The sequence below is a fragment of the Agrobacterium sp. 22-223-1 genome, from assembly GCF_053522385.1.
Genome location: NZ_JBNWCN010000005.1, coordinates 326,279 through 345,030, shown reverse-complemented (window position 1 = coordinate 345,030; position 18,752 = coordinate 326,279). Strand labels below are relative to the sequence as shown.

Sequence of the window (18,752 nt, the reverse complement as noted above, 5' to 3'; positions counted from 1 at the left end):
ATCGAATAAAGGGAATGCCATGCGAATTGCCATCCTCATCGCCACACTTCTGGCCGCCGGAACGAGCCTCGCCGCCGAGCGCAGCGTGACCGATGCCGCCGGCCGCACCGTCTCCGTTCCGGAAAAGCCGCAGCGCATCGTCGTCATGCACGAGCCGCTGCTCGGCGTGCCGCTGATGGATCTCGACGCCAATGTGGTCGGCGCCTATGGCCGCAACAGCGACGGCAAATTCGCCACCGCCGTCGATTTCGTCGACACCGTTCTCGGTGAGGGCCGCACGAAACCGAAAGGTTTCGGCGCGGTCGGCCAGATCGACCTTGAAAAACTGCGGGCGCTGCAACCGGACCTGATCGTCGCCACGGAAATGGATGGCGGCAAGGCCCAACAGCTCTCCACCGTCGCCCCCGTCTATCTGCAAAAAGTCAGCACCGGACATGCCTATGGTTTCAGCGTCGAAGAAAACCTTGCCGCCCTGGTCGGGCGAAGCGATGTCTTTGCCGAGCGCCGGAAGACCTATGACACGAAGCTCGCCGCCGTCAAAAAGACGCTGGGCGACGATATCAAGGGCAAGACCTATCTCGCGATCCTGCTGACCGACCAGATCAATGCGGTGGGTGACATGTCCGGCGCGGTGCAGGCATTGGAGGATCTGGGTTATACCCGCCTGAAGATCGACAACGCCGCCTCTTCGGGCGGAATGGGCTCGACCCTGATGATGCCGCTGAGCGCCGATGCCTTCGGCAAGCTCAATCCCGATCTGCTGGTGGTGATGAACAGCTATACCAGCCCCGCCCGCGGCGAGGCCGGAACGCGCGCCGCCCTTGAAAAGATCATTCCCGGCTGGGAGCGTTTCGTAAAACCGGCGCGCGAGAAAAGGATCGTTTTCCTCGATTCCACCAGGGTTACGACGCCTTCCATTCCGAGCGCCCTGCACACATTGAATGAGGTGGAAAGCTGGGCAGGCCGCCGCTGAACGACGTTATCCAAAGCCAATCCCGGCACGATTTATGTGCCGGGCATAAACTTGAGTTTTTAAAGAAAGTTATATTGCCGGGGCCGAAACCGCCTGTTATGGTTCGCGCATCTTGACGCAACGACGCCGGAATATCGCGCCGGATGAGATTCCCAACGCGCGATCGCCCGGCACGCCGACCCGGGACAGCGAGACCGCCGAACCCGTCGGCGATATCCCAGGAAAGACAACAGCATGAGCATGCCAGAAACCATAGATTCCCCCATCCCGGACCGCACTCCCAAACGTCATCGCCACGCCGTCGCGCTGCGCGCGCTCAATGTCGCGCGTGTCGAAAAGCTCAGCCGGTCCATGGTCCGCATCGTCCTGACCGGGCCGGAACTGGAGGGCTTTGCGAGCCTCGGTTTCGACGACCACGTCAAGATGTTCTTTGCCCAGCCCGGCGAAACCGAACCGAGCCTGCCGGTGATCGGCCCGAACGGCATTGAATTCCCGGAAGGTGCGCCGCGCCCGCTGGCGCGCGACTACACACCACGCAGCTTCGACGCCGAAAAGGGCGAACTCGCCATCGATTTCGCCACCCATCACGACGGCCCCGCCAGCAACTGGGCGAGAGCCGCCAAAGCGGGTGACAAAGCGTGGATCGCCGGTCCGCGCGGCTCTTTCACCGTTCCCTTCACCTACGACTGGCACCTGCTGATTGCCGACGATACCGGCCTTCCCGCGCTGGCGCGGCGGCTGGAGGAAATGCCTGAGGGCACCCGCGTCGTGGCGCTGATCGAGGTAGAGACGGATGCCGACCGGCTGGAGCTCACGACGAAGGCGGATGCGTCTATCGTCTGGGTGACGCAGAAGACGGAAAACGGAACCGACCACAACGCGCTGGCGGGCGCGCTGCGCAAGCTCGACCTGCCGAAGGGCGATTTCTTCAGCTGGGTCGCCTGCGAATCGAAGGCCGCCAAGGAAGTTCGCGCCCTTCTGGTCGAAGAATTCGGCGCCAACCCCAAATGGACTCGTGCTTCCGGTTACTGGCGGCGCGGCGCCAGCGGCGTTCACGATCATTTCGATGAATGAACCGGCAATCGCGGCGGACGCCATGCCGGAGGCGGAAACGATGATGACGGAACTCAAGGCCCTTATCGCCAGGGTTCTCGACGATGAAGCGCGCGACATCGAACCGGGGGACAACCTGTTCGGTCGCGGGCTTCATTCGCTTGCCCTCATGCGGCTGATGCCGCCGCTTTCCCAGCTTGCCGGGACACGGCTCGATTATGAGGATCTGGCCCGGCGGCCCACGCTTGCCGCCTGGCAGGCGCTCATCGAACGGTCGCGCGCGGGACATTGATCCCACGACACAGCACTTTTCGCGCCGGAGCGCGATTCCCGAATATTTCCAAGGAGAGGACCATGGCAGCAGACAATACGCGTATGCTCGCACGTCGCATCGAAGAAACTTTCGACAGGGGAGATGCAGCCCCGCCGAGCCAATACGAAGAACGGGTCTGGTTCGAGCAGTTTCAGGATCCCGATCAGGTCTTCCGGGCCCTTCTCGCCTATCGCATCGGTGAAGAGTGCGATCTGCTGCGTCTGACCTCGGCGCTGAAGACGGTTTGCGAGGTCTGGCCCGAACTTCGTGCACGCTTTGCCTTCGGCGAGGACGGCATGCTTGCCAAGAGCATCGAGGCCCCGTCCGCATCCATCGTGCAACTGCTGCATGTTCCATCGGCAGGCGAGGCCCTGACCTTGCTGCACGACCTGCAGGCAAGACCCTTCGATGCCGAGACCGACCCGCCGTTTCAGGCCGTCGTGCTCTTAAGCGAAGGAGAAATCCTGCTGGCATTTCTGGTCCACGGCCTGCTCGGCGAAGTCCTCTCGCCGCAAATCCTGCTGGAAGGCATTACGGCGGCCTATGCCGGTGAGACACCGAAACAGCTTTCGCCGCGCGCGGTCGAAAGCGACGGCGTCGACCCGCTTCCGCTTCAATGGCTGCAACGTCCGGCCTCCGGCTCGACCGTCGTGGCGCTGCGGCAAAACGGGATCGACAGGCCGGCGAGCCACAGCCACGGCGTCGATCTTCCCGTCACCCTGCTCGGCCTCAACAGCTCCACGGCGACGAACGCTCTTCTGGCCCGCGCCGGATCGCGTTTTGCCCTTTTCCTGGCGAAAAACGGCGGTCCCGAGACCGTAACCCTGCGCCTGGAGCCTGGTACCGGCGCTTCAATGCCGATGTCGGCTGAGGCTGCGGCACGGGTAGCGATCTCCCGCGACCAAACGTCCGAACAGGCTGAAAAAGCCGTGCTGTCCGGTCTGGAGCAGCGAAACGACAATGAAGGCGGAACCGCAACCTTCACGCTGCAGGCGCTTGCGACACCCGTTCAAGCCATATCGGAGCATGGGCTCCAGTTTGAGCACCTGCCCCTGCCCTCCCTGCAATCCGGTCTCGGTCTGACGCTTGCCGCCGGTCCGACAGCCGCCGGCGACATCCGCCTCGAATTGACGGGCGGAAGGGAGACATCGCCGCATGCGACGGCCTTCCTGCTGGAGCGCTTCGTCAGCCATCTCGAAGGCGGCGCGGATTTTTCCGGCATCGTCCCTCAAAACGCCGTGGCGACACCGCAGCAGGCGGCCCTTTCGCCCGCTGCTTCCGGTGAAAACGACGACGACACCGCCGCAACGATCCTTGCGGAATTCCGTGAAGCGCTCGTCTCGCCCGACATGGGGCCGGATGACGATTTCTTCGATTTCGGCGGCCATTCGCTGATTGCGACGCGCATCATCGGACGTCTTCTCAGCAATCACGGCATCGAGCTGCGCTTCAACGACCTGTTCAGCTACCCGACCGCCGCCTCGCTCGCAAAACAGGCGACCCGGCTCGAAACCGCAGCACCCGCGCAGGCCGAAGCGACGGCGAGCGGCTCGCTCACCGCACCGCTTTCGCTGGCGCAGATGTCGCTCTGGAAGGCCTATGCCGCCTTCGGTTTCGGCGAAATCTTCAACATTCCCTTCGCACTCGATTTCCTCGATCCCGTGGATGAGAATGCCTTCGAATGCGCCTTCCTCGATATCATCGAGCGCCATCCCGGCCTGCGGACCCATTTCTACGTCGAAGACGATACGGTTCTGCAGAAGATCGTGCCGATGCACGACCTGCCCGGTTACAAATGGTTCTGGACCAGCGAAGAAAGCCAGGGTGTGGACCGGCACGCGGAGGCCGGCTGGCGGTTCGATCTTGCGCGTGAACTGCCGATGCGGCTGCGCTTCCTTAAGGATGCGCAGACCGGCCGCCAGGTGCTTTCCTTCCTCTTCCATCACATCGTACTCGACGAATGGTCGGTGAACCTGATGATGGACGAGCTGACCGAAGCCTACCGGGCAAGGGCGGCGGGCAAGGCTCCGGTCTTCGCCACCAAGCCGGCGCCCTTCCATGAATTTGCGAGAAAACAGGTCGCGTCAGGCGTCAATGCCGACCACCTTGCCTATTGGACCGATATGCTGCGGGATGCGCCGAAAGGCCTTACCCTCAACGGACAGGACAGCACGCCGCACGAGGCATCGCAGGACGAAGCACCGGCAGGCGGCTGGATCGAGTTCAAGCTCGAAAAACATGTCAGCGACGGGCTTTACGCCATTGCCAAGCAGAACAGCGCCTCGCTGTTCAACGTGGTTTACGCCGCCATTGCCGCATCGCTGCGCCATCTCGGCGGGTTGAGCGATCTCGTGGTCGGCACCTCGGCTTCGGGCCGCACCGATAGCGGTTATTTCGATACGATCGGTTATTTCACCACGGTTGTCGCCCATCGCGTGCGTTTCGGCGAGACCATGACCGTCGGCGACCTGATTTCTTCGGTGAAGAACACCATCAACGGCTCGCTGGAACATAGCGAAATCCCGATCGATCTCGTCGAGGAAGCGCTGGGCATGACGCCCGGCCGCGACCATCTGTTCGAGGTCTTTATCCAGATCCACGCCAAGAACAAGCTGAACGGCACCCTTGCCGGGCCGGATGGCAAGCCGGTGGAGTTCCGCCAGATCGACCCCGACAAACATGAATCCATGCTGGGGCTGCAATTCGAGGTGATGGAAGAGACGATCGGCGGCGAGCGTTCCATTCGCGTGCTGATGAGCTACCGTTCGGACCGCTACGGCCCGCAGGACGTCGAGCGGCTGCGCAACACCACCAGCGGCGTCTTCAGCCGCTTTGCCGAAGCCGGCGCTTCGAGCCGCGTGCTGACGACACTCGCCTGAGCTGGAATTGGGCACGGAAAACCCGGCTTCGCCTTAGCGGAGCCGGGTTCAATTTGTTGGCAAAATCCTGAAAGCCCACCTCCGTCATGCTCGGGCCTGTCCCGAGCATCTGCAGCGCCTCGACTTATTGGACGTGATTAGATCCTCGGCACAAGGCCGAGGATGACGTAGAGTATTGGGTAAGCGTTATCGGCCTTCCACTCAAACCGCCAGACGGAACGCCGTGGACGCCTCCGCCGCCGCAAGCGTCAGCGCCTCTTCGCGCAGCATTGCATCGAGGAACAATGGCAACTCCTCGCGGTAACGGGCGAAATCCTCCGCTTGCGTCAGTGCTGAATCCGCATCGATATGCAGGTTCAGCTCGCTGCCGTCATCTTCGCCACGGAAGGTCAGATTGAACCCGTCGCCGGGACCGTTGGCAAGGATGTGCCTGACAACGGTAAGCCCGGCAAAGACCGGCGCACTGAAGGGCAGGACATTGATGAGCGGCGAAAAGAAGAAGCGCCGGCCCTTCGGGATTTCCCGGTCGGCGGCGATCTGCTCGATGCGGTAGCGGCCATGCAGGCGCTGCTTTCGCAGATTGGCGGCGTTGCGCGTCAGAAATGCGCCGAGGCTCTCGCCCGGCTCAATGGTGAGATGGAAGGGCAAAATATTGACGAGCATGGCCGGCATATGCGCGCCGACGCTGCCCCAGCGGCTCATGAAAGGCAGCCACAAGGTCAGCACATCGCGGTCCGGCCGCGGCAGGACACGGTGGAGATAAAGGCCGGAAAGCAGCACCAGAAGGTCGGGCCAGCCGATCTCCATTGCGCCCGCCACCTGTTGCAACCGCGTGCTGAAACCCTGCGGCAAGGCCGCGTCCGTATGCAGGCCGCCGCCGCCATAGTCCTCGCAATCCTTGTCCAGTACCGGCAGATCGGCGGGTGCGGCAAGATAGGCCGCCCAGAAATCGCGGTCCTTTTCAAAACGCCGGCTTTGCTTGTAGGCATCCTCTTCGGCAAGGAAATCGCCGAAGGGGTGGAAATCCGGACCCGCTTCGCCCTTGCCGCAATAGTGCCCGTAAAGCTGGCCGCAGCGCTGCTCCACCAGCGTCAGGCCATAACCATCGACGACGATATGATGGGCGCGGATATACCAGAGGTAACGATCGTCGGCGATACGGTAGAGCAGCTGCGCCGAAAGCCTGTCGGTTCTGAGATCGAGCCTTGCTTCCACATCCGCGTTCATGCGCCGCAGCGCCTCTTCCAGAGGAGCGGCATCGCCGCGGAGATCGACAAGCTCCACCACCGGGGCATGGCTCGGGTCGCAGCGTTGCTGCGGCGTCTCGCCATCATCGCCGATACGGAAACGGATCGACAGGACTTCGGATTCGCGCACGGTGCGTTTGATCGCCTGAAGGAGCGCGCTTTCATTCACCGCACCGGAAAGATCGATGTAATGGGCGACGGTGGAAACCGGCTCGTCGGGATGGAAGGAAAACTCCTCCCAGAAATCGAGTTGCGGCTGCGTCAGTGGAAGCCAGCCGCCGGCAGGATCGATATGCGCCATCTGTTTTTCCTTGCACAATTTCCGTTATCGGGCGCGAAGTGCCGCCCGAAATGATTGGGTTCACGCCGCCCGGGCGGCCAGGAGCGAAGTCACCTGTCTGGCGTTGCGGCACCGCAAAAGCTGCTGCGGTGTGAGCTCCACGCCGAAGGCAGTGCGGATTTCAGCCGAGACTGTTTTCAGATGCGAAGGCAGAAGACCGAGCGCCAGCAGGTCGCTGTTCGCATCCACATTCGCCGGTTTTTTACCCAGCACGCCGAGATAGATATCCAGCACCCTGCGGTCGCCGTGATCGACGGCCGGGGCTGCGGGTGCGGAGATTTTTGCCGGTTCCGCATCACCGGTCAGCAATTCGCGGGCGCGACGGCGATCCGGCTTGCCATTGGCCGAGAGCGGCAGATCGTCGACCTTGAGAAACCGGCCGGGCACATGCGATTCCGGCAGATGCTGGCGGGCAAAATTGCGCAGATCGGCGGTCGACAGATCAAGGCCCGGTACAACGACGTATAGCACGCCGATGGCCGCCTCGCCCTTTTGTTCGACGCCGTAATCCACCACCAGAACGTGCTGGATGGAAGGATGGCGGATAAGCTCGTTTTCCACATCCGGCAGCGAAACGCGCACGCCGCGCACCTTGACGTAACCATTGACGCGGCTGGCAAACATGATCTTGCCATCCGGCCGGTAACGGCCCCGATCTCCGGTGCGGAAGGCGCGCACGGGGTTTCCTTCCGGATCGGCAACCGTCACGAAATCCGTCTGGGTAATCGCGCCATCTTCGAGATAGCCGATTGCCACATTCACGCCGGCCGTATGGATGCGGCCAACGACACCGGCCGGGCAATGGCCGCCCTGATCGTTGAGGACGAAATAACGATTGGCGGGCAGCGGGTGGCCATAGGGCACGGCCGCCACATCTTCCGCTACGATCTCGTGCCAGATGCTCCAGATCGTGGTTTCCGTCGGCCCGCCGAGCGATATCAGCCGCAGGCCGGGCTTCAATCTGCGAAGCTCTTCGACGATCATCGGCTTGATGTAATCGCCGCCCTGCGCGACGAGCCGCAGCGAGGCAAGCTGGTCGCCACGGCGGCAGGAGAGAAGCATTTCGAGGATGGCCGGCACCGAGCACCAGAGCGTGACGCCATGTTCGGCCACCAGCTCGTTCCAGCGCACCGCATCCTTTTCCTCACCCGGTTCCGGCAACACCAGGGTCGCTCCCGCGACGAGCGCGCCGAAAACATCGAAGACGGACATGTCGTGATGCAGCGGCGTGACGGAGATGAACACGTCGCTATCCGTCACCGCCCACTCCGCAAGCGTGCTGCCGATGACATTGGCCGTGGCGCGGTTGGAAAGCACGACGCATTTCGGTTTGCCCGTCGTGCCGGAAGTGTAGAGATAATAGGCAGGCTCTTCGCTTTGGGAAAGCGCCGCCACCTCCGCCATGCTAACGGGTGCGCCATCCGGTGCGGGTGCTGACAGAAGCGCCGCCGGATCGACAGCGTCGAAACCCTGCGGAACGCTGCGAGCGACGACGATCGCCGGGCGGCAATTGGTCAGCAGATAGCGCAGGCGATCTTCCGGCGAGCCGGCATCGACCGGCACCCAGACTGCACCCATCAGCGCTGCAGCGAGCGTGATGGCCGTATGTTCCGGGCTGCGCGGCAGGCACACGGCCACGACATCGCCACGGCCGATGCCGCGCGCCCTGAGGCCCGCCATCGCTCCTGCCACCATCTGACCGAGTTCGCCATAGGCAATACGCCGCTTGCCGCTGACGAGCGCCGTGCGCGACGGGTCGCCCTCGAAAAGATGGCCGGCGATCCGTTCCAGAAATGGCAGGCAGACGAAGTTTCCTTCCTCGCCGTTCAGCCAGTAGTGGGACAGGTCGACAATATCGCGTGCGTTGAAGGAGAAAGCGCCGCTATTGGCGATCCCGGCAATCGCGCGTTCGATGGCGGCGAGAATATCCGCCACCGTCGCCGCATCGATCGCCTGCTCGGCATAATCGATATCGAGCACGAGATCGCCCTGCGGATTCTGCGAAAAGCGGAAATCCAGCGCCACCTGCGGCGTCTGGGTAAGCCCGCCGGTCCATTGCATCGTCGATTCGGATGAAAGCGTCGGCCAGGTCAGACCGTTGGTGATCACCACCGGCAAGGCCAGCCCGCCCGGATTGGCATTGAGAAGCACACGATTGAGATCGATACCCGAAAAGGCGAGATGGTTCAGCCCTTCCAGCACATCCGTCTGGAGGCCTGCCGCCCGCTCCGCAAAGCTATTCTTGGCCGCATCCCATTGGACGGCGATGAAGCTGGAGCGGTTAGCGAAGGCGCCTTCCACCTGCGGCGCGACGGGAATGCCGACGACGAGCGCGCCTTCGTTGAGCCAGAGCGAGAGCACATCGAGGATAACGGCCGTCAGCGCCGAATTCTTGAACAGCCGCTCTTTCGCACCGATGCGTGAAAAGGCGGTGAAACGCGGTTTGTCGACAGTTAGACTCTGGCGGCTGTAACGCGAGGTGGGAATGGTTTCGAGCGGTGCTTTCCACGGCAGTTGTGAGGGCACCTCAGCATCTTTTAACTTTTCAGCCCAATAGGCGGCATCCCCGGCACGGGCCGCCGAGATATCCTCCTTCGGCGTTTCGGCCGTTGCGGCGGCTTCCGGCGGCACGACACCATCGAAGAGTTCCGCTGCGAGGCTGGCAATGGCCCGCCCATCAAGGATAAGCGCGTCGAAACGCAGGAAGACCACGATCTTATGCCCCGTCGGCCCTGCATCCGGCATAAGAAACACCGTGACCTGCCATGGCGAGGCTGCGAGATCGAAATGTGCATGGGAGAAATCCCGTCGCACCGCGTCGATCCTTGCCTCGGCTTGCGGAAGAGACAGGGCCGAAAGATCGACGAGATCGAGATTGATCTTCGGCTCATCGGAGACCATCTGCACCAGCCGTCGCTCATCGATGCGGGTGCGCAGGCTTTCATGTCTCGCGACCATCGCGGCAAGCCGCGACCGCAGCAGTTCCGGGTCGATATCGCCGCGATATTCGCGGAACTCCTGCATGGCCACGCCGCTCAGCGGCAGATGGGTGCCGCGCCCGAGCAGATAGGCCTGTTGCAGGGGTGAGAGAGGACGTTCCATGGGTTTTCCTTTTGCCTCGGCTGCCGTTTCCGGCCGCTGCGCGACCAATCGCGCCACGCTTTCGCAAACAAGATCGGGGCTCTCGGCAAGCCGGCGGAGAAGAGCGACATAGGTTTCAAACAAGACGCGCAGCCAGCGTTCCGGCAGCGCATCGAGCCGCACATCCCAGTTAATCAGCAGACCGCCATCCACCGCCGCCACCTGCGCATCCAGCGCCACCCCCGGCCCCTGCGAGACGGTGTGGACCATCGGACCGAACACCCGCCCGACCCTTTCCGAAAACAGCTCCCCGCCCGGAAGATCGACGCCTGCGGTGAAAACCACCGGCGAGGTCTGCAAACCACCGCGCTGACGGGAGAGATCGCGCATGACGCTGACGCCCGGATAGGACTGGTGTGCGAGAAGCCCATTCATCTCATCGAACAGCCTGCCGAGCAGCGCCTCGAGCGATTCTTCAGGCCTGATATCGACGCCGAGCACGAGCACGTTGGAAAACTCGCCGACGATTTCATCGACCCCTTGCACCAGCGGCGCGCGCCAGAAACCCGGCACGGAAAGCCGGAATTTTTCCGCGCCCGACGCCTGCGACAGCGCCAGTGCGAAAACACCGAGCAGAAGGGTCGATGTCGTCACGGAAAAACGACGCGCCGTCTGTTCCAGACTGCCGCGCTCGGCCACAGAAAGCAGCGTGGCGAGCCGGTCCGTGTGAACGGCGCGCAAGGGGTCATCGGACAGAAACGGCAGCGGCGGCGCGTCCGGAACATCGGCAAGCCGTTGCCGCCACCACAGGCGGTCCCTTTCGCGCAAGCCCCGCAAGTCCGGATCGGACATGAGACGTTCCGCCCAGTCGAAAAACGACGGGGTCACCGATTCGAAAGTCCGGGTTTCGTCTGCGCCTGACGCCGTCTCGTAAAAACGGGCAAGGTCTTCCATCACGATCCGCACACTGGCCGGATCGACGGCCAGCATGTCCGTGTCCACATGCAGACGGCAACGCCCCCCCGGCAACAGGCTGAGCGAGATCGCCGCCGGTGCGGCAACGCGAAGATCGGCCCGGCGATGGCTCCATTCCTCGCGTTTCGCCTCAAGACGGCGTGCAAGCGCCTCCGAATCGAGCGCGGCCATGTCCTCTACATCGAGGCGGAGCGGCCGGCCGGCAGGATCGACGGACTGATGGCCTTCAACATCGATCCTGAGGCTCAGCATGGGGTGACGCCGGCAGAGCCTTTCCACGGCAACGGCCAGTTTTTCCGTATCCACCGCCTGCCCGTCGAATTCGAGGTAGAGATGCGGCGTAACTTTCCCGAGTATTCCATCCGCCTCGCGGCCGACCCAATAGGCCACCTGCATGGGGGTTAAATTTAGCATGTGAATTTGAACCGGTTGACAAAACATGATTAGCATACTCAAGTATAAGCCATCGTCAACCACTCGCACAGGAGGCATCCCATGAAAACGGGAGCACTCAGGACGAATGACGTCGAATCCGACGAAATTACTGAATTTAATAGAGAATTTCTGTTTACTTCCGGCAGCGGGCAATTGCGCGCCAAGGGCATTCGCGAAAAGATAGCGATTCCCGCCCGGGGCGGCGAAGACATTGCCAGCCCGCTGCAGCAGGCACTGGCCGGCGCCTTCGAGCGTGCGCAGCGGGAGGGACAGGAGAACCCCATCGCCATCGGCGCTATCCCCTTCGATGTCAGCGAACCTTCATGCCTGTATATTCCATACAACTATGAATGGAATTCCAAGGATGCGGAACCGATCGTCGCCGATTCGGCCATGCCCGCACTTGTCGGCCAGAACAGCCTGCCGGACGAGAGCGGTTTCAAGCATGCCGTCGAACATGCCATCGTCAATTTCCGCCATTCCGAAGTCCGCAAGGCGGTGCTTTCCGTCATGCGTGAACTGACTTTCGCCTCCGAGGTCAATGTCGAAAGATTGCTGGCGAGCCTCGCCAAACAGAACCGCGAAGGTTACCAGTTCCGCATTCCGCTGCCCGATGGCGGCGACCTGATCGGCGTCAGCCCGGAACTTCTGATTTGCAAGCAGGGCGAGAAAATCACCTCGAACCCGCTGGCGGGATCGGCAAAACGCGTGGTCGATCCGGCGGCGGACAAGGCCAATGCGGATCGGCTCTCGGCTTCGGAAAAAGACCATTACGAGCATAGCCTCGTCATCGAGGATATCCGCTCGCTGCTTTCGCCGGTCTGCGCGGAACTCGATGTTCCCGAAAAACCCTCCCTCATCAACACGGCGGCGCTCTGGCATCTTTCGACCCGCATCGAAGGCCGTCTCGCCGATCCGGAAACCAATGCGCTGCAGCTTGCCTGCCTGCTGCACCCGACGCCAGCCGTCTGCGGCTTCCCCACCGAGCGCGCCCATCGCCTCATCCGCTTCGTCGAGCCTTTCGAGCGCGGCCTCTTCACCGGCATGGTCGGCTGGACGGATTCGCAAGGGAATGGCGAATGGGTGGTGACGATCCGTTGCGGCACCGTGCAGCGGGAAACCGTGCGGCTCTTCGCCGGCGCGGGCATCGTGGAGGCCTCGGAGCCCGAATCCGAATGGGCCGAGGTGCAGACCAAGCTCAAGACCATGCTGAACGCCTGCGGTCTTGCGGCCTAATTTTTCCAGGGACAAACCATGACAATCGAATTCCAACGCTGGCCCGAGGATTTCGTTCGCCGATACCGCGAACGCGGCTACTGGATCGACCGGCCGCTGAGCGGCATTCTCGCCGAACAGGTGGAGCGCCGGCCGGACGCCACAGCGCTGATCTGCGGCGACCGTCGTTTCAGCTATGCCGATCTCGACCGGCAATCCTCCAATCTGGCCGGACATCTCTCCGCCGCAGGCATCGGCAGGGGTGATACGGCGCTGGTGCAGTTGCCGAACATAGCCGAGTTCTATCTCGTCTTTTTCGCGCTCATCAAAATCGGCGCCGCCCCCGTCAACGCGCTTTTCAGCCATCGCCGGCTGGAAATGACATCCTATGCGGAGCAGATCGCGCCGAAGCTGGTGATCGCCTCGCGCAGGCACGAGCTTTTCGCCGATGACACATTTGTGGAGGCGCTGAAGGCGGCCTCTCCAAAGCTTGCCCTGACCCTGCTGCTCGGCGAAACCGATCCGCAGCGCAGCCTGGAGCAGAAGCTGGCCGCCCCGGCCGAAAATCCACCGGCTTACGCCCCTTCCGCCGCCGATGAGGTGGCGCTGTTCCAGCTTTCCGGCGGCAGCACCGGAACGCCGAAACTGATCCCCCGGACGCATAACGACTACGACTACAGCGCCCGGGCCAGCGCGGAGATTTGCGAACTTTCGCCGCAGACCCGCTTCCTCTGCGCCATTCCGGTGGCGCATAACTACCCGATGAGTTCGCCCGGCGCGCTCGGTGTGTTCCACGCCGGCGGTACGGTGGTCATGGCCGCCAATCCGGAGCCGCTTGCCTGCTTCGATCTGATCGAAAAACACGACGTCGATATCGTGCCGCTGGTGCCGCCGGCGGTGGCGCTGTGGCTGCAGGCGGCTCCCGCCCATCGCGAACGGCTGAAATCCCTCAAGCTCCTGCAAGTCGGGGGCGCAAGCTTCGCCGAAGCGCTTGCCCGCCAGGTGCCGGAGGTCTTGGGCTGCGACCTGCAGCAGGTGTTCGGCATGGCGGAAGGTCTGGTGAACTACACCCGCTTCGGTGACCCCGACCATATCGTCTTCACCACGCAAGGCCGGCCGATCAGCCCGGACGACGAAATCCGCATCGTCGATGAGGACGGCAACGACGTGCCCGAGGGCGAAGCCGGCATGCTGGCGACCCGTGGCCCCTACACGTTCCGGGGCTATTACCGCGCGCCCGAACACAGCGCCCGGGTCTTCGACAAGGACGGCTTCTATTATTCCGGCGATGTCGTGCAGCGCACGCCCGAAGGTTATCTGCGGGTCGTTGGCCGAGTGAAGGACCAGATCAATCGCGGCGGCGAAAAGGTCGCTTCGGAAGAGGTGGAAAACCTGATCCTGCGGCATCCGGATGTGACGCACGCGGCGCTGGTGGCGATGCAGGACGAACTTCTCGGCGAAAAAAGCTGCGTCTTCGTCGTGTCGCGCAATCCCGCGCTCAAGGCGCCGGCCATCCGCCAGCATCTCGCCGGTCTCGGCGTCGCGGATTACAAGCTGCCGGACCGCGTGCGCTTCATCGAGGCCATGCCGCTCACCGCCGTCGGCAAGATCGACAAGAAGCGCCTGCGCGACCTGCTGACGGCCCCCGTCGCCATCAGCGCCTGACAAGCAGCGCCAATCGAAAGGGACGCTCAAAAGGGCGTCCCCATTCCAAAGATTACGCGCCGCCCGAGCCGGCGCAGCAAAAAACCGAGGTCATCATGACGATCCCCACCATTTCCGATTATCCGATGCCGGTTGCCGCGAGCTTTCCGGCCAACAAGACAAAATGGCAGCCCGATGCGAAACGCGCCGTGCTTCTCATCCACGACATGCAGCGTTATTTCCTGCGGTTCTACCAGACCGACGGCAAGCTGATGACCACCCTCATCGACAATCTCGCCAAGGTGAAGGCATGGGCCGTTCAGAACGGCGTGCCGGTCATCTATACCGCCCAGCCGCATAACCAGCCGCCCGGCGACCGCGCGCTCCTGAACGACATGTGGGGACCGGGGCTCACCGTCGTCGATCCCGAATTGCAGAAGGTGGTCGACAAGCTCGCGCCGACGCCCGACGATGTGGTTTTGACCAAATGGCGCTACAGCGCCTTCCAGCGTTCCGACCTTGCCGAGCGCATGAAAGGCTGGGGCCGCGACCAGATCATCGTCGGTGGCGTTTACGCCCATATCGGCTGCATGATGACGGCGGTGGAAGCCTTCATGAAGGATATTCAGCCCTTCATAATCGGTGACGGCGTCGCCGATTTTTCCGAGGCCGAGCACCGCATGGCGCTGCAATATGTGGCGACGCGTTGCGGCGTGGTGATCGACACCGCAAGCCTTGTCGGTGCAGGCGAGGCCACCGGCACCCGCGAATGGCTGAAAGCCCGCGTCCTGCAGATGGTGGAGGATGAAAGCGACATCGACCCCGATGAAAACCTGATCTTCTATGGGCTGGATTCGCTGCAAGTGATGAAGCTTGCCGGCGAATTGAAGGAACGCGGTGTCACTGTCGGCTTCGATGAGCTTGCGCGTGTACCCACACTTTCCGCCTGGTGGGCGCTGATCGAAGAAAAGCGGCTCGCAGCCTGAGCGGACGGACAAGATGACGCAACAGAGATTTACCGGACGGCGCGTGCTGGTGACGGGCACGGCCCAGGGCATCGGCCGCCGCATCGCCGAACGTTTCATCGAGGAAGGGGCCGAGGTCATCGGCCTCGACCTTCTGGCCGACACGGCGGAGGCCCCCTTCCGCCAGATCGCGCTCGACATCACCGACGCGGCGGCAGTGGAGGCGGCCTGCAAGGCGATAGAGAGCGAATGGGGCGGGCTCGATATTCTGGTCAATGCCGCCGGCATCTTGCGGCTCGGCGACAGCGAAAGCCTGACGCCGGCGGACTGGAAAGCCTGCATGGATGTCAACGCCGCCGGGCCGTTCTATATGCTGCGGCAATGGAGCGGCACCTTCAAGCGGCAGCGGCGAGGCGCCATCGTCAATGTCGGCTCCAATGCCGCCGTCGTGCCGCGCATCGGCATGATGGCCTATTGCGCTTCCAAGGCGGCGCTGGTCAGCCTCAGCCATTGCGCCGCCCTCGAGCTTGCGCCTTATGGCGTGCGCTGCAATGTCGTTTCACCTGGCTCCACCGATACGCCGATGCTTGCCGGCATGCTGAGCGATCCTTCCGGCAAGGACCGGCTGGTCGCCGGCCTGCCCGAGCAGTTCAAGCTCGGCATCCCACTCGGCAAGATCGCGAGGCCGGACGATATCGCCGATACGGTGCTGTTCCTCGCCTCCGATCAGGCAGGCCATGTGACGATGCAGCAGATCGTCGTCGATGGCGGCGCAACGCTTGCGGCCTGAACGGCAGCGGGAGGGCGAAAAGCGTGAGCGCATGATCTAGGCCGCTGGATGAAGGTGACGGACATGGCCATTGCAACGGCGTTTCATCGCAAAGCCGTCTCCGGCGATCCACCGGAGGCCATCTGGCCTTGGCCGGACGACAGCTGCGATTGCCATTGCCTCACCCTTCGTTACAGCGCCGATGAGGGTTGCGGCGGCGAGGTCCCTCCCTTGCCGCCGCAGCTTTTACACGCCCTGCCCAGACGCAAGGCGGAGTTCATCGCCGGGCGCAGATGCGCGGCCGAGGCCATCCGCCGCCTCACCGGCCGCTCTATCTTTCCCGGCATGGGTGAGGACCGCGCGCCGATCTGGCCCGAAGGCGTGATCGGCGCGATTTCCCACAGCCATGAGCGGGCGATTGCCCTCGCTGGCTCTTCCGGGCGGTTCCGCGGCATCGGCATCGATATTGAAAGGCTTCTGAATGAAGAGGAGGCCTGCGATATCGCCACGCAGGCCCTGACGGCGAATGAACGCCACAACCTCGGCAATGCCATCGACCCCTTCATGACCGGCCTGATTTTTTCGGCCAAGGAAAGCCTGTTCAAGGCGCTTTATCCGACAGTGAAACGGTTTTTCTTTTTCGAGGCGGCGGAATTATCCGGCTTCGACGATAACGGCTCGGCCTCGCTGCGGCTGACCGCCGACATAGGCGGCGAATGGCGCAGGGGAACGGAGATTCCCTTCCGTTTCTGCCGTCTCGACGGCTTTCTCGTCACCCGCATCCTGATCGGGCGCTGACGAAAAAAGCCGCCCCGGCGCAGGGAAAATGACCGCCGATACTGCCCTTTCCGTCATCCGCATGAAATATTGGGACGGTAGGCACCTTGCTGGAATGATTCCAAACAAGCAACGGTGGAGACAGACTATGACCGACATCGATACGAGCAAATTGTCCTGGGACGAGTGGGATGAACTGCAGAACCCGCCGCCGGCCGAAACCGATTTCGACCGCGTCGTCGAAACCGCGATTTCCCGCCGCGGCTTTCTCGGCGGCGTGCTTGCCTTCGGTTCGGCCGCGGCCGCCATGGGCACGCTCGGCAACCTGATGAGCAGCACCTCGGCCGAAGCGCAGGAAGCCGCCGTCGGCCGTTTCCCCTTCAAGCCGGTTGCCGCCGCCACCGACAACACCATCCATGTCCCGGAAGGTTATAACTGGAAGCCGCTGGCGAAATGGGGCCAGCCGCTGTTCTCCAACGTTCCCGATCTCGACCCCGCCAAGGGCGTCAGCGTTGAAAACTCCGACAAGGTCTTCGGTGAAAACACCGACGGCATGGAACTCTTCGTGGTCGGCAGCCACCAGCTGATCGCCGTCAACCATGAATATGTGAACCCCGAAATCAACCTGCCGCACGCCGAAAAGGGCAATCCGAAGACGGCCGACGACGTGAAGATCCTGCAGAACATGCAGGGCGTCACCGTCATGGAAGTCGCGGAAGACAAGGATGGCTGGAAGATCGTTCTCGACAGCCCCTTCAACCGCCGTATCCACCACAATACGCCGATGAAGCTTTCCGGCCCGGCCGCCGGTTCCGACCTCGTCAAGACTGCCGCTGACCCGAAGGGCATCGACTGTCTCGGGACCTTCAACAATTGCGGCGCCGGCCGCACGCCCTGGGGCACCTACCTCACCTGCGAAGAAAATTTCAACGGCTATTTCGGCACCACCGACGCCGCCTTCAAGCTGCCTGACGATTACAAGCGTTATGGCATCGTCGCCGAGACCCGTTATGCCTATGAGAAATTCGACGCGCGTTTCGACGTTGCCAAGAACCCCAACGAGCCGCGCCGCGCAGGCTACGTGGTCGAGATCGATCCTTCGGATGCCTCCTCCACCCCGATCAAGCGCACTGCGCTTGGCCGCATCAAGCACGAAAACGCCGCCGTGGTGATCGCCCGTGACGGCCGTGTGGTCGTTTACATGGGTGACGACGAGCGTGGCGAGTTCCTCTATAAATTCGTCTCCAACGGCATTTACGTGCCGGGCGGCGACACCTCGAAGCTGCTCGACGAAGGCACGCTTCACGTCGCCAAATTCGCCGATGACGGCGCCGGCGAGTGGGTGGCTCTCACACCTGAGACCACCGGCATGAAGATCGATGAAATCTGCGTCTTCACCCGTCAGGCCGCTTCCAAGGTGGGCGCGACGACCATGGACCGCCCGGAATGGGTCGCCATCAACCCGGTCGCCATCGAAGCCTATTGCGCGCTGACCAACAACAGCCGCCGCGGCGAAATGAAGGATGGCAAGCTGCGCGCCAATGCCGGCGGCGACGCCATGGCCATCAATGCCGCCAACCCGCGCGAAAAGAACGAATACGGCCAGATCGTGCGCTGGTATCCGGAAAATGACGACCATGCGGACGGCAAGTTCAAGTGGGACCTGTTCTGCATGGCCGGCAACCCTTCCGTCCACAAGGACGCCTATGCGGGTTCTTCGAACATCAACGAAGGCAACATGTTCAACTCGCCTGACGGCATGATGTTCGATAGCACCGGTCTGCTCTGGATCCAGACCGATGGCGAGGACACCAATGAAGGCAACTTCGCCGGCCAGGGCAACAACCAGATGCTGGCGGGCGACCCGGCCACCGGCCGTATCGAGCGCTTCCTCACCGCCCCGAAGGGTTCCGAAGTCACCGGCCAGACATGGTCCGGCGACAAGCGCACCCACTTCGTCGGCATCCAGCACCCCGACGCTCCCTTCCCGGATGGCGAAGGCAAACTGCCGCGCTCGGCCCTCATCGCCATCAAGCGCGATGACAATGTGAAGATCGGCTGATCTCTCGCAAAAGCTCCGGGCCGC

12 protein-coding genes are annotated in these 18,752 nt (G+C 62.6%); 10 read left to right on the top strand and 2 right to left on the bottom strand.

What is annotated here, in order from left to right; all coding sequences use genetic code 11:
- Window positions 1-19 precede the first annotated feature (19 nt).
- From ACQZ60_RS20795 to ACQZ60_RS20780, 4 genes are all read left to right on the top strand, one after another.
- Window positions 20-973, top strand: a complete 954-nt coding sequence (locus ACQZ60_RS20795; protein WP_448736042.1) for an ABC transporter substrate-binding protein — start codon at window positions 20-22, stop codon at window positions 971-973.
- A gap of 234 nt (window positions 974-1,207) precedes the next feature.
- Window positions 1,208-2,047, top strand: coding sequence for a siderophore-interacting protein (locus ACQZ60_RS20790; protein ID WP_448736041.1), 840 nt, complete (start codon window positions 1,208-1,210; stop codon window positions 2,045-2,047).
- A complete protein-coding gene (locus tag ACQZ60_RS20785; protein ID WP_448736040.1) occupies window positions 2,040-2,318 on the top strand; it encodes a phosphopantetheine-binding protein in 279 nt (92 codons plus the stop codon). Before ACQZ60_RS20790 ends, ACQZ60_RS20785 begins: the two co-directional genes overlap by 8 nt.
- Window positions 2,319-2,380: 62 nt before the next feature.
- Window positions 2,381-5,218 (top strand): condensation domain-containing protein, encoded by a 2,838-nt coding sequence (locus tag ACQZ60_RS20780; protein WP_448736039.1) that lies wholly within the window; start codon window positions 2,381-2,383, stop codon window positions 5,216-5,218.
- A gap of 201 nt (window positions 5,219-5,419) precedes the next feature.
- Here the strand turns inward: ACQZ60_RS20780 and ACQZ60_RS20775 are convergent, their stop codons facing one another.
- A complete protein-coding gene (locus ACQZ60_RS20775) occupies window positions 5,420-6,766 on the bottom strand; it encodes a condensation domain-containing protein (RefSeq protein ID WP_448736038.1) in 1,347 nt (448 codons plus the stop codon).
- A gap of 60 nt (window positions 6,767-6,826) precedes the next feature.
- Window positions 6,827-11,275, bottom strand: coding sequence for an amino acid adenylation domain-containing protein (locus ACQZ60_RS20770; protein ID WP_448736037.1), 4,449 nt, complete (start codon window positions 11,273-11,275; stop codon window positions 6,827-6,829).
- An 81-nt stretch (window positions 11,276-11,356) separates the two neighbouring features.
- Between ACQZ60_RS20770 and ACQZ60_RS20765 the strand changes: the two genes are divergently transcribed.
- From ACQZ60_RS20765 to ACQZ60_RS20740, 6 genes are all read left to right on the top strand, one after another.
- Window positions 11,357-12,532 carry an isochorismate synthase gene (locus ACQZ60_RS20765; protein ID WP_448736036.1) on the top strand — a complete coding sequence of 392 codons (1,176 nt, stop codon included), beginning with the start codon at window positions 11,357-11,359 and terminating at the stop codon, window positions 12,530-12,532.
- A gap of 18 nt (window positions 12,533-12,550) precedes the next feature.
- Complete coding sequence (locus tag ACQZ60_RS20760; protein WP_448736035.1) at window positions 12,551-14,176, top strand: (2,3-dihydroxybenzoyl)adenylate synthase; 1,626 nt, start codon at window positions 12,551-12,553, stop codon at window positions 14,174-14,176.
- A gap of 95 nt (window positions 14,177-14,271) precedes the next feature.
- A complete protein-coding gene (locus ACQZ60_RS20755; RefSeq protein ID WP_448736034.1) occupies window positions 14,272-15,141 on the top strand; it encodes an isochorismatase family protein in 870 nt (289 codons plus the stop codon).
- A 13-nt stretch (window positions 15,142-15,154) separates the two neighbouring features.
- The gene (gene dhbA / locus ACQZ60_RS20750) at window positions 15,155-15,910 is read left to right on the top strand and encodes a 2,3-dihydro-2,3-dihydroxybenzoate dehydrogenase (protein WP_448736033.1); all 756 of its coding nucleotides are present in this window, start codon (window positions 15,155-15,157) and stop codon (window positions 15,908-15,910) included.
- A 63-nt stretch (window positions 15,911-15,973) separates the two neighbouring features.
- Window positions 15,974-16,687: a 4'-phosphopantetheinyl transferase family protein gene (locus ACQZ60_RS20745; RefSeq protein ID WP_448736032.1), complete on the top strand. Its 714-nt coding sequence runs from the start codon at window positions 15,974-15,976 to the stop codon at window positions 16,685-16,687.
- Between the two features lie 127 nt (window positions 16,688-16,814).
- Window positions 16,815-18,728 (top strand): PhoX family protein, encoded by a 1,914-nt coding sequence (locus ACQZ60_RS20740; RefSeq protein ID WP_448736031.1) that lies wholly within the window; start codon window positions 16,815-16,817, stop codon window positions 18,726-18,728.
- The last annotated feature ends 24 nt before the right edge of the window (window positions 18,729-18,752 follow it).

Excerpts from the sequence above, each read along its gene's own strand:
- ACQZ60_RS20795 (WP_448736042.1), top strand. The coding sequence starts at position 20 with ATGCGAATTGCCATCCTCATCGCCACACTTCTGGCCGCCGGAACGAGC.
- ACQZ60_RS20790 (WP_448736041.1), top strand. The coding sequence starts at position 1,208 with ATGAGCATGCCAGAAACCATAGATTCCCCCATCCCGGACCGCACTCCC.
- ACQZ60_RS20785 (WP_448736040.1), top strand. The coding sequence starts at position 2,040 with ATGAATGAACCGGCAATCGCGGCGGACGCCATGCCGGAGGCGGAAACG.
- ACQZ60_RS20780 (WP_448736039.1), top strand. The coding sequence starts at position 2,381 with ATGGCAGCAGACAATACGCGTATGCTCGCACGTCGCATCGAAGAAACT.
- ACQZ60_RS20775 (WP_448736038.1), bottom strand. The coding sequence starts at position 6,766 with ATGGCGCATATCGATCCTGCCGGCGGCTGGCTTCCACTGACGCAGCCG.
- ACQZ60_RS20770 (WP_448736037.1), bottom strand. The coding sequence starts at position 11,275 with ATGCTAAATTTAACCCCCATGCAGGTGGCCTATTGGGTCGGCCGCGAG.
- ACQZ60_RS20765 (WP_448736036.1), top strand. The coding sequence starts at position 11,357 with ATGAAAACGGGAGCACTCAGGACGAATGACGTCGAATCCGACGAAATT.
- ACQZ60_RS20760 (WP_448736035.1), top strand. The coding sequence starts at position 12,551 with ATGACAATCGAATTCCAACGCTGGCCCGAGGATTTCGTTCGCCGATAC.
- ACQZ60_RS20755 (WP_448736034.1), top strand. The coding sequence starts at position 14,272 with ATGACGATCCCCACCATTTCCGATTATCCGATGCCGGTTGCCGCGAGC.
- dhbA (WP_448736033.1), top strand. The coding sequence starts at position 15,155 with ATGACGCAACAGAGATTTACCGGACGGCGCGTGCTGGTGACGGGCACG.
- ACQZ60_RS20745 (WP_448736032.1), top strand. The coding sequence starts at position 15,974 with ATGGCCATTGCAACGGCGTTTCATCGCAAAGCCGTCTCCGGCGATCCA.
- ACQZ60_RS20740 (WP_448736031.1), top strand. The coding sequence starts at position 16,815 with ATGACCGACATCGATACGAGCAAATTGTCCTGGGACGAGTGGGATGAA.